The organism is Pelomonas sp. Root1237 (assembly GCF_001425055.1).
Classification (GTDB): domain Bacteria; phylum Pseudomonadota; class Gammaproteobacteria; order Burkholderiales; family Burkholderiaceae_C; genus Pelomonas.
On sequence record NZ_LMDK01000018.1, the window covers coordinates 18,682 to 33,238 of the forward strand.

At 68.0% G+C, this 14,557-nt stretch carries 11 protein-coding genes; 6 read left to right on the forward strand and 5 right to left on the reverse strand.

Features of this window, described 5'->3' with window-relative positions; genetic code table 11:
• Nucleotides 1–33: 33 nt before the first annotated feature.
• The 5 genes from ASC91_RS20900 (at nt 34) to ASC91_RS20920 (ending at nt 7,050) form a co-directional block, all read left to right on the forward strand.
• The gene (locus ASC91_RS20900) at nt 34–876 is read left to right on the forward strand and encodes a hypothetical protein (protein ID WP_162247836.1); all 843 of its coding nucleotides are present in this window, start codon (nt 34–36) and stop codon (nt 874–876) included.
• Complete coding sequence (locus tag ASC91_RS20905) at nt 873–2,894, forward strand: amidohydrolase family protein (RefSeq protein ID WP_056201410.1); 2,022 nt, start codon at nt 873–875, stop codon at nt 2,892–2,894. The genes ASC91_RS20900 and ASC91_RS20905 overlap by 4 nt, the downstream gene beginning before the upstream one ends.
• Before the next feature lie 100 nt (nt 2,895–2,994).
• Nucleotides 2,995–3,621, forward strand: coding sequence for a PEP-CTERM sorting domain-containing protein (locus ASC91_RS20910; protein WP_162247837.1), 627 nt, complete (start codon nt 2,995–2,997; stop codon nt 3,619–3,621).
• A gap of 93 nt (nt 3,622–3,714) precedes the next feature.
• Nucleotides 3,715–5,676, forward strand: a complete 1,962-nt coding sequence (gene acs, locus ASC91_RS20915; protein ID WP_056201416.1) for an acetate--CoA ligase — start codon at nt 3,715–3,717, stop codon at nt 5,674–5,676.
• A 423-nt stretch (nt 5,677–6,099) separates the two neighbouring features.
• Nucleotides 6,100–7,050, forward strand: a complete 951-nt coding sequence (locus ASC91_RS20920; RefSeq protein ID WP_162247838.1) for a PEP-CTERM sorting domain-containing protein — start codon at nt 6,100–6,102, stop codon at nt 7,048–7,050.
• Nucleotides 7,051–7,067: 17 nt separating this feature from the next.
• Here ASC91_RS20920 and ASC91_RS20925 read toward each other — a convergent pair whose 3' ends face one another.
• From ASC91_RS20925 to ASC91_RS20940, 4 genes are all read right to left on the reverse strand, one after another.
• Entirely contained in the window at nt 7,068–9,839 is a 2,772-nt protein-coding gene (locus ASC91_RS20925) for a serine/threonine-protein kinase (RefSeq protein WP_056201422.1), read from the reverse strand.
• A complete protein-coding gene (locus ASC91_RS20930; protein ID WP_056201425.1) occupies nt 9,836–10,426 on the reverse strand; it encodes an ECF-type sigma factor in 591 nt (196 codons plus the stop codon). The genes ASC91_RS20925 and ASC91_RS20930 overlap by 4 nt, the downstream gene beginning before the upstream one ends.
• A gap of 69 nt (nt 10,427–10,495) precedes the next feature.
• The gene (locus tag ASC91_RS20935; RefSeq protein WP_056201428.1) at nt 10,496–11,866 is read right to left on the reverse strand and encodes an esterase-like activity of phytase family protein; all 1,371 of its coding nucleotides are present in this window, start codon (nt 11,864–11,866) and stop codon (nt 10,496–10,498) included.
• Between the two features lie 138 nt (nt 11,867–12,004).
• Complete coding sequence (locus ASC91_RS20940) at nt 12,005–12,307, reverse strand: c-type cytochrome (RefSeq protein ID WP_056201431.1); 303 nt, start codon at nt 12,305–12,307, stop codon at nt 12,005–12,007.
• Between the two features lie 59 nt (nt 12,308–12,366).
• Between ASC91_RS20940 and ASC91_RS20945 the strand changes: the two genes are divergently transcribed.
• The gene (locus ASC91_RS20945; protein WP_056201434.1) at nt 12,367–12,627 is read left to right on the forward strand and encodes a TIGR04438 family Trp-rich protein; all 261 of its coding nucleotides are present in this window, start codon (nt 12,367–12,369) and stop codon (nt 12,625–12,627) included.
• 229 nt (nt 12,628–12,856) lie between these two features.
• Here ASC91_RS20945 and ilvD read toward each other — a convergent pair whose 3' ends face one another.
• A complete protein-coding gene (gene ilvD, locus ASC91_RS20950; RefSeq protein WP_056201437.1) occupies nt 12,857–14,536 on the reverse strand; it encodes a dihydroxy-acid dehydratase in 1,680 nt (559 codons plus the stop codon).
• Between the last annotated feature and the right edge of the window lie 21 nt (nt 14,537–14,557).

Genomic DNA, 14,557 nt, shown 5'->3' on the forward strand with positions numbered 1-14,557 from the left:
CCGGATTCGCTGCAAGGCTGCGTCTGAAAGCAGGTGAGCAAGCCGCTCACGCTCTTGGAACGCGCCATGTCCCGCCATCCCCTTCGAGTTGCTCGAACCGTGCTTGCCGCCTGCGCGCTGCAAGGCGCCGCCTTGGCCTGCATGGCCCAGGCCCAGGCCCTGCCAGGCGTGCGGGCGAGTTGGCAGAGCCAGGACCCGGGAGGTACCTTGACGGGGCTGATGGGCGGAGCGCCCGTGGTGAGTTTTGAAAACGGGCAGTGGTTCTTCCAGGGCGTCGGGGCGATCCTGCTGGGCTGGAATCCGTCCCAGCCCAACGCCGGGCTCGGGACCCTGGACCTGCATTTCGACTTCCAGCCCTGGCATCTGACGCTGGATGCGAAATGGGAGCTGGTTCTCACTCCCCAACCCGACCAGATGAGCGTGCGCACTGTCAGCCGCTTCGTCGCGCCGCCCGACGCGCAACTGGCCACCGCCCGGGGCCTCAACCGGTGGGACGTGACGGCCTCTGGCACCGAACACTACAGCGCCGAGGTGAGCCCGGTGGCGCTGGGGAGCCTGGACAGTTCGGTTGGCCTGACGCCGCCCGTCTGGGCCACGGCACCACAGGCTGCGGGGCACTGGGATCTTTCGGTGACGCAGACGCTGATCGGCAGCTACCACCTCGTGGCGTCTTCGGACCCCGACTGTCTGAGCCTGGCCTGCATGCCCGGGCAACGGGCTGCGGCCAGCCTGCAATCTTTGGAGTTTTACCTGCCGCAGAGCGTCGAGCTGCGGGCCATTGTGTCTAGCGTGCCCGAACCCCAGGTGCCGGTGCTGTTGGCGGCAGGCCTGGGCCTGCTGGCGTTGCGGCGCGGCAGGTCGGGAGCGCGGTCATGAACGCGCCGCGTGTGATCGGGCTGCTGCTTTGGCTCGCGCTCGGCAGTGCGCGGGGCGCCGAGTACACGGTGCTGTCGCAGGAGCATGTGGCCGGCCATCTGCGTGTCGAAACCCAGCCCGATGGCCGCATCGAGACCGACTACAGCTACCGCGACAACGGCCGTGGCCCGGACATCAAGGAGAGCTTTCGCCTCGCCACCAACGGCGCGCCGCGCGACTATCGCGGCCGGGGGCGCAGCACCATGGGCGCCGAGATTGCCGAGGATTTCGATGTCGTCGAGGCCCACGCGCGCTGGCGTTCGCGGGCCGACAGTGGCGATGTGCCGGCGGGTGATGACTTCGTCTTCATCCCGCTGGAGGCCTCGCCGGGCTACTACGGCGCCCTGGTGCGCATGCTGCTGGCCCAGCCCGACGGCAGCGCCGGCACGCTGGGCGGGCTGAAGATCCGCGCCGAGATCCTGGCCCGCCTGACGCCCGATGCCGCGACGGGGCCTCTGGCCCTGGTGGCCGTCACCGGCGCGGATGCCCAGCCCTGGTACTACTGGGTGCGCGACGACGCCAGCCACGCGCTGTTCGCGATCACCTGGCCAGGGTTCGCGGTGGCAGAGAAGGGCGCCGAGGCGCTGGTGCCCGCTTTGCTGGCCCGCCAGCAGCAGGCCGCCAACGAGCGCCTCGGCGCGCTGCGCCAGCGCCTGGCCAAGCCGTTCGAAGGCGTCACGCTGATCCGCAATGTGCGCTGGTTCGACGCCCCGGCGGCGCGCATGCGGGGCCCCAGCGATGTGTGGATCTCACAGGGCCGCATCGACGCCGTGACCGAGCCCGGCGCGCTGCGCGTGCTGCCCGAGCGCGCCATCGACGGCCGCGGCCAGACGCTGCTGCCGGGCCTGTGGGACATGCACGCCCATCTATGGAGCGAGGACGGCCTGGCGCATCTGGCCGGCGGTGTGACCAGCATCCGCGACCCCGGCAACGACAACCAGGAGTTGCTGCGCCTGCGCGACCGCATCGAGCGCGGCGAGGTCATCGGCCCGAACGTCTACGCCGCCGGTTTCATCGAGGGCAAGAGCCCTTTCTCGGCGCGCAATGGCATCGTCGCCGAGACGCTGGACGAGGCACTGGATGCGGTGAGCTGGTATGCCTGCCATGGCTTTGTCGGCATCAAGCTCTACAACTCGATCAAGCCCGAATGGGTCAAGCCGTTGACGACCAAGGCCCGCAGCCTGGGCCTGCACGTCAACGGCCATGTGCCGGCCTTCATGCTCGCCGAGCAGGCGGTGCGCGCCGGCTACGAGGAACTGACCCACATCAACCAGGTCATGCTGAACTTCGTCAGCCGCCCGGGGGACGACAGCCGCACCTTGCTGCGCTTTCAGCGCGTGGGCAGCGATGCCCAGGCCGTCGACCTCGCCAGCCCGAAGGTGCGGCGTTTCATCGCGCTGCTGCGTGAGCGCCAGGTCGTCGTCGACCCGACGCTGATGACCTTCGAGGCCATGTTCACTCAGGCCCAGGGCGAGCTCGACCCGGTGCTGGGCGGCGTGGCCGGGCATCTGCCCGTGCTATGGCAGCGCCAGCTGCGCGTGGCGCCGATGGACCTGGCGGGCGACAAGCTCGACACCTACCGCCGCTCCTACGCCAAGCTGCTGGCCTTGACGCGCGACATGCACCGCGCGGGCGTGCCGCTGGTGGCGGGCACCGATGGCACGGCCGGCCTGGGTCTGCACCGCGAGCTGGCGCTGTACGTGAAGGCGGGCATCCCGGCGCCCGAGGTGCTGCGCATCGCGACCTGGAACGGCGCGCGGGTGGCGGGCGCCAGCGCCGAGCGTGGCCGCATCGCGCGTGGCTATGCGGCCGACCTGCTGCTTGTCGAGGGCGACCCGTCCCAGGACATCGAGGCGCTGCGCCGTGCCAGCCTCGTCATTCAGGGCCGCGTGGCCTATGCGCCGGCCGAGCTTTATGAAGCCATGGGCTTCAAGCCTTTCGTGGCCGCACCGGGCATGTTGGTGCGGCCGCGGCCTTGAACTAGGGGGGCGTGTCCGGATCTGCCGGCGCGGCCCGTCCTGAAGAAGGCGGGGCACTCGCGCCGCCACCTCAACCTGCTGGGAGCTCCTGATGATCCAAATGAAATTGCGACTTGTGCCGCCTGCCCTGCTCGCCGCGCTGGCCCTGCTGAGCGGCCCCGCCCGGGCCGAATTCTTCAATGCAGACACCGGGCTGACCACGCCAGACCTCACCGTCGACTTCGAATCGGTTGCGCTGCGGGCGAGCGAGGTCGTGTCCGATCAGTTCGTCAACCTCGGCCTGAAGTTCGATTCCGCTTTCGCCAACGCCGACATGAATCCGGCGTTTGTGCATTTCAGCGGCAACCGTGTGAGCAACTTCCGGTCGAATGTGGGTGCCTCGACCGGCTTCGCGATCCATTTCGTCAAGCCCGTTTCAGCTGCAGCCTTCGCGATGGTGACGGCGGACAACGGCGTCTCGACTTTTGACGCCTACTTCCATGGTGGCTGGGTCGAATCTGCCGCCGCACCCTCATCGCTGACGGGCTCGACCAATATCTATGGTTTTCGCGACATCGTCTTTGACGAGCTGAGGATTCACACCAACACCACGGATCACGCGCTGCTGATCGACAACCTGCAATTCATCAACGCCCCGGTACCCGAGCCGGCGAGCGCGGGCCTGCTGCTGGCCGGCCTGGGCCTGCTGATGGGCCTGAAACGCCGGCCCCGCGCCGAGCCGCGCTAAGCTTGCGCCGCGGGGCGCAGAGCCGAGAGTAAGGGCATCGTCAGTGACTCCTCGCACAGTGCGCGCCAAGCAGCCAGAACGAGGAGACACACGATGAGTACGCTCAACACCTACGCCCCCAGCCCGGAATGGGTCGCCAACGCCCATGTGAAGGGCGAAGCGGGCTATGCCGCTCTTGTGGCCGAAGCCGAGGCCGATTACGCCGGCTTCTGGGCCCGCCAGGCCCGCGAGCTGCTGAGCTGGCAGACGCCGTTCACCAAGACGCTGAACGATAGCGACGCGCCTTTCTTCAAGTGGTTCGAGGACGGCAAGCTCAACGTCTCCTACAACTGCCTGGACCGCCACGTCGAGGCTGGCAAGGGCGACAAGACCGCGCTGATCTTCGAGGCCGACGACGGCACGGTCACCAAGGTGACCTACGCCGAGCTGCTGGCCAAGGTCAGCCAGCTCGCCAACGCGCTCAAGGGGCGCGGCATCCAGAAGGGCGACCGCGTCGTCATCTACATGCCGATGTCCGTCGAGGGCGTGGTGGCCATGCAGGCCTGCGCGCGCATCGGCGCGACGCACTCGGTCGTGTTCGGCGGCTTCTCGGCCCAGTCCCTGCGCGACCGCGTGCAGGACGCCGGCGCCGTGGCCATCATCTGCGCCGACGAGCAGGCCCGCGGCGGCAAGGCGCTGCCGCTCAAGGCCATCGTCGACGAAGCCCTGGACGGCGGGTCCTGCCCGACCCTGAAGGACGTCATCGTCTACAAGCGCACCGGCGGCAAGATCGCCTGGGTCGACGGCCGCGATGTGTGGCTGCACGACCTGATGTCGGCCGAGTCGACGAGCTGCGCGCCGGAATGGGTCGAAGCCGAGCATCCGCTCTTCCTGCTCTACACCTCGGGCTCCACCGGCAAGCCCAAGGGCGTGCAGCACAGCACCGGCGGCTATCTGCTGCACGCGGCGCTGACGACCAAGTGGACCTTCGACCTGAAGGACGACGACATCTTCTGGTGCACGGCCGACATCGGCTGGGTCACCGGCCACACCTACATCACCTACGGCCCGCTGGCGCTGGGCGGCACCGAGATCGTCTTCGAGGGCGTGCCCACCTACCCGGACGCCGGCCGCTTCTGGCAGATGATCGAGAAGCACAAGGTCACGATCTTCTACACGGCGCCCACGGCCATCCGCTCGCTGATCAAGGCCGCCGAGAGCAACCCCGCCGTGCATCCCGCGCGTTCCGACCTGAGCAGCCTGCGCCTGCTGGGCTCGGTGGGTGAGCCCATCAACCCGGCGGCTTGGGAGTGGTACTACGAGCATGTGGGCGGCAAGCGCTGCCCCATCGTCGACACCTTCTGGCAGACAGAGACCGGCGGCCACATGATCACGCCGTTGCCCGGCGTGACGACGCTGGTGCCGGGCTCCTGCACGCTGCCCTTCCCGGGCATCACGGCGGCCATCGTCGACGAGACCGGCAACGACGTGCCCAATGGCCAGGGTGGCATCCTGGTCGTCAAGAAGCCCTGGCCGAGCATGATCCGCACGATCTGGGGTGACCCGGAGCGCTTCAAGAAGAGCTACTACCCGGCCGAGCTCAAGGGCTACTACCTGGCCGGTGACGGCGCCATCCGCGACGCCGAAACGGGCTACTTCACCATCACCGGCCGCATCGACGACGTGCTGAACGTGTCCGGCCACCGCATGGGCACGATGGAGATCGAGTCGGCGCTTGTCAGCTGCACCGAACTGGTGGCCGAGGCGGCGGTGGTGGGCCGCCCGGACGACACGACCGGCGAGGCCATCTGCGCCTTCGTCGTGCTGAAGCGCCCGCGCCCGAGCGGCGACGAGGCCAAGGCGATTGCCAAGCAGCTGCGCGACCACGTGGCCAAGGAGATCGGCCCCATCGCCAAGCCCAAGGACATCCGCTTCGGCGACAACCTGCCCAAGACGCGCTCGGGCAAGATCATGCGGCGGCTGTTGCGGTCGGTGGCCAAGGGGGAGACGGTGACGCAGGACACGTCGACATTGGAAAACCCAGCCATCCTGGAGCAACTGGGCCAGGCTTACTAGACTGGACCGGTTGCTCTAGGCCGCGCGAAGCGCGGTCGGCGCAGCCGATGGGCTGGGTTTGGGGCTTGCTCATATCACTTGCGATGTGAGCGAGCACCAAAATCCCGCAATCCTTGAACAGCTGGGTCAGGCTTACTGACCTTTGCTCAAGCCGCACGAAGTGCGGGGGAGGCGAAGCCGACAGCGGGATTCGGGGCTTGCTCATATCGCTTGCGATGTGAGCGAGCACCAAAATCCCGCAATCCTTGAGCACTTGGGTCAGGCTGACCGAGGTGTGCCGAGGGCATGACCTGCGTCTTGCCCGACGCCTCACTAAGGACTCGCCTCAGGCCCCAAGTTCTAGGGGGTGGTGATCCCTTCTGCGGGCTTAGTGCGGTTGAACGTGTGCAGACGCCCATCAACCCCGACCCGGAGCTTCAAGCCATGTCTTCACCCCGCTATTTCCTGTGCTTGGCACTGGCCGGCCTGGCCAGCAGTGTGCAAGCCGCCCCGAGGCACCAAGACGTCACCGGCCCCGGTGGCTTCATGAGTTCCTGCGCTGCGCCGTCGAGTCCCGGCGCGCCGAGAACGGCAGGTACCGACTTCACCGGCGGCTTCGCGTCCGGCCACTGCACGGTGGCCTACTTCACCGGCAACAGCAGCGCCACCACGAGCGACAGCTACAGCAGCGGCAACATCAGCAACTCGACCTGGGGTTCGGTGGGCATCGGCCACATCCACATGCGTTCAGACAACAACTCGCCCAACAACGCCTTCTTTGCCGTGGCGGGGTCCAACGGCGGCTTCGAGGACAAGCTGACCCTGCAATGGGCCGGGCATACGGGGCAGACGGTCTACATGCTGGTCGACATGTCCATCGACGGCACCCTGGCCGCCGCGGGCTTTGCTGGGCGCAGCCAGATCCAGGTGACCGGTTACATGAACACCTTTGAGTTGTCCTCGTCCAACCCGGGCTACAGCCGGGGCAACTCCGATCTCTTCGCCACCGACCGCCAGCGCGTGGCCTGGGGTGTGGCCAGTTCGCCCGCCACCTCGCGCGTGGTCGACGGGCACTGGACCTTCAGCGTGCCGGTGGTGGTGGGCACGGCCTTCGACCTGGGCATCTACGCCCGCGCCGAGTCGGGTCAGCGCAGCTTCAGCGCGGTGTCGGGCAACTCGAACAGCCAGCTTGATTTCTCCAGCAGCGTGCTGGTGCAGGGCGTGACCGGCCTGCTGGTGGGCGGCAGTTTGGTCACCGATGGCTACACGCTCAGCGCGGCCAGCGGGCTGGACTGGACAACGGCGCTGCCCGTGCCCGAGCCGGGGAGCGCCCTGCTTCTCGCGGCTGGACTCGGGTTGCTCTGCTTGCGCCGTCTGCGCAGGGACTGCCGATAGCGCCGCAAACCGTGCGGTCAAGCCCCGGGCACTGCGGACCCCTGCTTGACGCCCTTGGCTTCGGTCTCCTGCAACTGTGACAGGACCTGGCGTTCTCGCAGGGTGACTGGAGCGGGCAGCAGAGCGCTGCCCTCGCGAGCCAGGCGTGCGGCCTCCTGCGGGCGGGTCGACAGGCTCAGGCGGGCCAGGCCGGCCAGGGCGCGGGCCTTCTGCAACTGCCTGGAACGCGGCGGTGTCGCGGAGTCTGCACGGGCGGTTTCAAGCACCCTGCGGAACTGTTCCGATGCTGCGGCATCGCCTTGCCGTGCCAGGACTTCGGCCAGCACCAACCGGGCCTGCCTCGCCAGCAGGGTGTCGCTGCCCGCAGCCTCGTAGATCGCTGCGGCGCGCTCGGCCGCCTGGCGCGCCAGCGCGGGCTGCCCGGCTTGCCGCTCGGCCTCGGCCAGGAGCATCCGGTTGGCGGCGTAGCTCGAACCCGTGGCGTCGGCCGGCCAGCGTGCGGCCAATTGGCGTGCGGCGACCAGGGCGGCAGCCGCGTTGCCATCGGCCAGATCGAGTGCCACCTGGGCCGACAGGACGCGATCGCTCAGGGTTCGGCCGGGCTCACCCGTCGGGTGGTGCTGCGCCAGCGCCAGCGCCTCGCGCAGCTCCGCCCTGGCCGCTTCGGGCTGGCCCAGCTCATGGCGCGCCCGCGCGGCATTGACGAGCACGACTACGCGGTCCGGGTTGCGGCCGCTGTCGGTGCGCTGCATGAGGGAGAGCGCCCGGTCGTAGGCTGCCAGCGCTTGTTCCATCTCGCCCCGGCGGGTTTGCAGGTCGCCCAGGTAGAGCTGCAGCAGCGCCTCGGCCTGCTCCGGGTGCTCGGCACTGGGCGTGAGCGCAAGCGCCTTCGTCAGGGCGGCCTGCGCCGCATCGAACTGGTCGCGCATCGAGTGCACGTTGGCCTGCCACTGCAGGGCGAAGGCGTGGGTGGCGTCGTGGGGCCGGTGTTGACGGCAGGCGAGTTCGGCGCGCTCAAACAGGCTCAATGCAAGTTCGTACTGGTCGGTGCGATAGGCGTTCACGCCGCGCATCCACAGCGCAAAGGGGTAGCTCTCGGTGTGTTGCTGGCCGACCCTCTCCATCAGGGCAATGGCGTCGTCGTAGAGCTGGTTGGATTCAGCGCGCCGCCCCAGCTTGGGCAGGTTGGTGGCGCGCTCGACCAGGGCGTAGACGTACTTCTCACTGGTCGCGCCGAAATGCTGCTTGGCCAGTTCGAGCGCTTTGAGCTGCAGGGGCTCGGCCTGCGCATGCAGGCCGTTGATGCGCTGCAGTTCCCCGAGCGCGGTCAGCAGTTCCAGGCGTGCCTCCGGGTCGATCTTGAGGTCGTCCTTGAGCAGTTCGGCGCCACCGCTTTCGATCAGCTGCAGCACGGTGGTCGCGGCACCGTTGGCCTGGGTTCGCTGGCCGATCTGCGCCGTGTTGAAGGACTTGAGGAGGAAGTCCTTGATGGCCGTGGCCTTGGCGGCCTCGGTTTGCGCCAGCACGGCCTGACGCCGGGCCCTGTCGGCCTGCCAGAGTGTGGCGCCGACGCCGGCCGCCAGCGCCGACGCCAGCAGCACGCTGCCGGCCACGGCGAGTCGGTTGCGGCGCACGAAGCGTGCGGCCCGGTAGCGCCAATCCCCGGCCCGGGCGCTGACCGGTTCGTGGCGCAGGTAGCGTTGCACATCCTCGGCCAGGGCCTGCACCGAGGGGTAGCGCGCGCCGGGTTGCTTGCGCAGGGCGCGCGCCGTGATGAAGGCCAGATCGCTGCGCAGGGCCCGGGCCAGCTGGGCTGCTGAAGTGCCCCGCGCCGCAGCGGCCTGCACGCTGGGCTGAGCCCGGGAAAGCGACAGGGGCTCGGCCTCGACGATGTCGCGCACCCACTGCGCCGGCGTGCTGTCGGTGCCGGCATAGGGGCGCTGGCCGCTGAGCAACTGGAACAGCAGCACACCCAGGGCATAGACGTCGGTGGCCGTGCTGATGGCGCCGCCGGTGAGTTGCTCGGGTGCGGCGTAGGCGGGTGTCAGGCCCGCGGCGGCGGCCCGGGTGAGGTCGCTGTCGGGACCCGTGTCGTCGGCCAGCAGCTTGGCGACGCCGAAGTCGAGCAGCTTGACCTGGCCGTCCTCGCTCACCAGCAGGTTGGCGGGCTTGAGGTCGCGGTGCACCACCAGGTGGGCATGCGCGTACGCCACGGCCTCGCAGACCTGCAGGAAGAGCGCGAGCCGCTGTGCCAGACCGACGCGACGGACGTCACACCAGTCATCAATCTGAGCGCCGGCCACGTATTCCAGCACCAGATAGCGTGCGCCGTCCGGCTGCACACCGGCATCCAACAGGCGCGCGATGTGTGGATGCCCAAGCCTCGCGAGCAGCTCGCCCTCCCGGGCGAAGCGGGCGCGTTGCGCGGGCGTGGTGGCGCGGGCATGCAACAGCTTGATCGCTGCATGGGCGTCGTAGAGCCCGTCACTGCGTTCGGCCAGCCAGACCTCGCCCATGCCGCCGCTGCCAATCGGCTCCAGCAGCTTCCAGGGACCGAGGCGCTGCCCGGCATGGGCCTGCACCGCCGGCGGCTTGACCTCGGGCATGAACTGCTGCATCTCGGCAGACGCGTCGGCAGCAATCAGCGCGAGCAGTTTTTGGTGCTGCACCGTGTCGGCCTGGGCCTGCGCCAACAGCTCGGCCCGTTCGCTGGCATCGGCGTCGAGCCAGGCGTCGAACAAGGCCATGGCGTCGCGCCAGGGTCCGATGCTGGCGCGTTCGGTGTTCATCCCCTGAGTTGCTCGAACAGGAAGGCGCGCGCCCGGCGCCAGTCGCGCTTGACGGTCGGGACTGAGACGCCCAGCAAATCGGCAATCTCGTCCTTGGTCATGCCGCCGTAGAAGCGCATCTCGACCACCCGGTGGGCGCGCTCGTCGATGGCCGCGAGTGCGTTCAAGGCCTCGTCGAGGCGAATCGGGTCCATGCCTTGCGCAGCCTGCGACGATGGCGAGGTCACCGGCTCGCCCTCGGGTGTCGCGGCGAACTCCAGCAGGGCCGACGTGTTCAGCGTCACCTCGGCCACCCCGCCACCGCGCTTGTCGGCATGGCGGCGGCGCAACTGATCCACCACCACGCTTCGCATGACGCGGCTGGCTAGGGCGAAAAACTGCGCGCGATAGGCCGGCACCACCATGCCGCGTGTGCGCAGCCACAGCTCGTGGATGAGCGCGGGCGGGTCCAGGGTGACGGGGCCCACTGCGTGCAAATGGCGCCGGGCAAGCCGGCTCAGCTCAGGGTAGAGCAGGCTGTAGAGCTGGTCGGCGGCGCCGGGCTCGCCCGCCGCCACACCGCGCAGCAGTTCAGTGACCTCAGCCATGTGCCAATGCGACTTGCATCGCGCAAGTTTCGCATCGGCGGGCTGTGGCCGCGAGGGCCTTTGCCCGGCTCAGCGGCGACGCCGCAGCTTCAGAGCCAGCAGACCCAGACCACCCAACGACAGGGCTACGCTGCCCGGCTCCGGCACCGCCGACACATTGAGCGCCTGGTCGAGGTGGATCTTCAGGAACTCGGTGTTGTCCGAACCCAGGTTGCGGCCGCCCGTGCCGGGGTAGTTGTTGTCGTTGGCGACCAGCAGGGTGTGGGCGTCCAGGATGAGCACGCTCTCGATGGTCGTGAACGGGAAGGTGAAGGCGGTGCTGCCGTCGCCGTTCAGATCATGCGGGTCGGCGATGTTCATCAGGTCGATGACCTCGCTCTTGACGAGGTTGCCGCTGCCGTCCAACTGGTTCAGGTCGACCTTGAAGATCTTCTTGAACGGCGTGCCGCCGCCGGTGGCCGTAGCGCCGTTGCGCTCGATGATGAGGAACTCGTGGTCGTTGATGGCCGTCATGTCACCGATGTTGGTGCCGGCGCCGTCGAGCTTGTAGTTCCATTGCTGGCCGGTGTAGCTCTCGGTGCCCACATCGAAGGCGTTGATGCGCAGCGTCTTCGCCGGGTCGCCCGTGACCGTGCCTTCCAGCAGTGTGTAGAGGCGGTCGCCGTTCGGGTTGATGGCCATGCCTTCGAAGCCGTTGGAGCGGCCCAGCGTCGCGCCGATGGTGCCGTTGACGACCGCCTCGTTCTGCGGCGACGCCACGCCCAGCATGCCGATCTCGCGGCGCAGCACTTCGCCCTTGGCATTGGTCTTGACCAGATAGGGCCCGAACTCATCGCCGAACCACAGGTTGCCGTTCTTGTCCTTGCGCACCGACTCGATGTCCAGGTCGGCGCCGGTCAGCTGGCGGCCGCTGCGGATGCTGGGGTCGACCAGCGGGTTGGCTGCCGTGTTGTAGTAGCGCGTGTAGTCGGCCTGGATCTTCAGCGACAGCAACTGGTTTGGATCGGACAGCGTGACGTAGCTGCCAGACGTGAAACCGCCCATGCTGGCGCCGCTGTTGAAGTTGGCGGCCGAGACCGTACCGGTGCCGCCCGTGGCCGTCTTGAAGTTGGGTGTGACGGCGTACATGCGCAGCAGTGCGTCGGCCGAGTTTTCCTTGGCGCCGAAGCCGTTGTCGGGCATGAAGAGGTAGGTGCCAGCGGCAGGGCCGGCCAGTACGGCGGAGAAACCTTGCACGGATTGCTTGTTCAGCAGCGGCAGCGAGTTACCTCCGGCGCCGCTGGCGAACTGGCCGGTGGTCGGACCTTCGGCGAAGGTGTTGGCCGGCATCAGGGCCCAGCCTTCCAGCGTGGCCGAGGCGGCCTGGGCAGTGCTGGCGGCGAACAGGGCAAGGACGGTCGTCGCGAGCGCGGCGGGCTTCAGTGGGCAAATGGAGTTCATGGGCGATGCCGTGGCTGCGCGCAGAACAGCCTGCGCGGCGCGGATTCTTGGCAGCCGCCGTGACGCGCCAGTGACGCGTCGCACCACCCGGAAAGCAGAACAGGCCCCGCAGGGCCTGTTTTCAAAAGGGTGACGGCCTTATTTGACCGTCAACACCCACTTGGCCAGCGTCTCGGCCTCGGCCGGGCTGACCTGGGTGTTGGCTGGCATGGGCACGGGGCCCCAGACGCCGGAGCCGCCCTTCTGGATCTTCTCAGCCAGCTTCTTGTAGGCGTCCTTGTCCTTGGCGTACTTGGCCGCCACGTCCTTGTAGGCCGGGCCGACGAGCTTCTTGTCCAGCGCATGGCAGGCCATGCAGTTCTTTTTCTGCGCCAGCTCCTGGGTGGCGAAGGCGGCGGGAGCGACGACGAGGGCGAGGCTGAGGATCAAAGCATTCTTCATGCGAACCTTTCGGGGCGTTGGACTACAGTGGTTGCAAAGATACCTGAAGGAGAGCCCGCATGGGTTTCGTGTTGATCGGCGTGCTCTTGATCGTGCTGCGGCTCGGCGGCTGGGTGCAGTTCCACAAGGACGACTTCTGGGCCTGGATCATCGTGCTGTCGCCTTTTGTGCTCGCTGCTGTCTGGTGGGCCTGGGCAGATTCCAGCGGTCTGACGCAGAAGAAGGCGATGAACGCGCTGGACGCCAAGAAGGCGGCCCGGCGCGAGGAACTGATGGAAGGGCTGGGGCAAGGCAAGCCCGGGGCGAAGAAGAAGCGCTGACGTGCCCCTCGCCCAGCCTCGCGCCGCTGAACGCGGGCGAGCCTGGTCGGTCTTGCAGACCGCGCAGCCGACGGAGCGGCTGCTCTTCGGCAGGCACGACAAGTCCACAGGACTTGCCGTGTCCGGCCTCAGCCCCCCGGGGGGACGGCGATGCTTGCCGGATTGACCGGCAAGCACATCGCCATGACGGGCCGGCTAGGGAGCGGCCCGGCGCTCGGCCCGGAACCCCTCACTCAAACTTGTCCAAAACCGCACCCGAACTCGCGCTCGAAGCGTTCTTCGCAAATTTGGCCAACACGCCCCGCGTGTAGCGCGGCTTGGGCTGCACCCACGCCGCGCGGCGCTTGGCCAGCTCGTCGTCGCCGACATTGAGGTTCAGCACCAGTTGATGGGCGTCGATGGTGATGGAGTCGCCCTCCTGCACCAGCGCGATGACGCCGCCTTCATAGGCCTCCGGCGCCACGTGGCCGACCACCATGCCCCAGGTGCCCCCCGAGAAGCGGCCGTCGGTGATGAGGCCCACGCTCTCGCCCAGGCCCTGGCCGATCAGCGCGCCGGTGGGGGCCAGCATCTCCGGCATGCCGGGGCCGCCCTTGGGGCCGAGGTAGCGCAGCACCATGACGTCGCCGGCCACGATCTTGTTGGCCATGATGGCGGCCAGCGCGCTCTGTTCGTCATCGAAGACCCGCGCCGGGCCCGTCATCACGGGCGTCTTGAGGCCGGTGATCTTGGCCACGCAGCCTTCGGGCGAGAGATTGCCTCGCAGGATGGCCAGGTGGCCTTCGGCGTAGATGGGCTTGACGACGGGCTGGATGACGTCCTGGTCGGCGCTCAAGGCGGGAACGTCGGCCAGGTTCTCGGCCACGGTCTTGCCGGTGATGGTGATGCAGTCGCCGTGCAGCAGCCCGGCAGCCAGCAATTCCTTCATGACCGCTGGCACGCCGCCGGCCTTGTGCAGGTCCACGGCCAGGTATTTGCCGCTGGGCTTGAGGTTGCACAGTACCGGGATCTTCTTGCGCATGCGCTCGAAGTCGTCGATGGTCCAGTCCACCTCGGCCGCGTGGGCGATGGCCAGGAAGTGCAGCACCGCGTTGGTCGAGCCGCCCGTGGCCATGATGACGGCGACGGCGTTCTCTATTGACCTCTTGGTGACGATGTCGCGCGGCTTCAGGTCGGCCTTGACGGCCTCCACCAGGCAGTCGGCCGCCAGCTTGACGTTCTCGACCACCTCGTCCTCGACGTTGGACATGCTGGAGGAGTAGGGCAGGCTCATGCCCAGGGCCTCGAAGGCCGAGCTCATGGTGTTGGCCGTGTACATGCCGCCGCAGGAGCCGCTGCCGGGGATGGCGCGCTTCTCGATCTGGCAGAAATCTTCCTCGCTCATCTTGCCGGCGCTGAACTGGCCCACGGCCTCGAAGACGCTGACGATGTTGAGGTCCTGGCCCTTGTAGTGGCCCGGCTTGATGGTGCCGCCGTAGATGTAGATGGCCGGCACATTGGCGCGCAGCATGCCCATCATGCCGCCGGGCATGTTCTTGTCGCAGCCGCCGATGACCATGACGCCGTCCAGCCACTGGCCGCCGACGCAGGTCTCCACGCAGTCGGAAATCACCTCGCGCGACACCAGGCTGTACTTCATGCCCTCGGTGCCCATGGCCATGCCATCGGAAATGGTCGGCGTGCCGAACAGCTGGGCGTTGGCGCCGGCGGCCTTCAGGCCGATGACAGCGGCGTCGGCAAGCTTTTGCAGGCCGGAGTTGCAGGGCGTGATCGTGGAGTGGCCGTTGGCGATGCCGATCATGGGCTTGCCGAAGTCGCTCTCCTGGTAGCCCATGCCGTAGTACATGGAACGGTTGGGGGCACGGGCCACGCCCTCGGTGATGTTCTTGCTGCGGCGGTTGAAGCTCATGACGGTCTCCTGGAGAAGTCG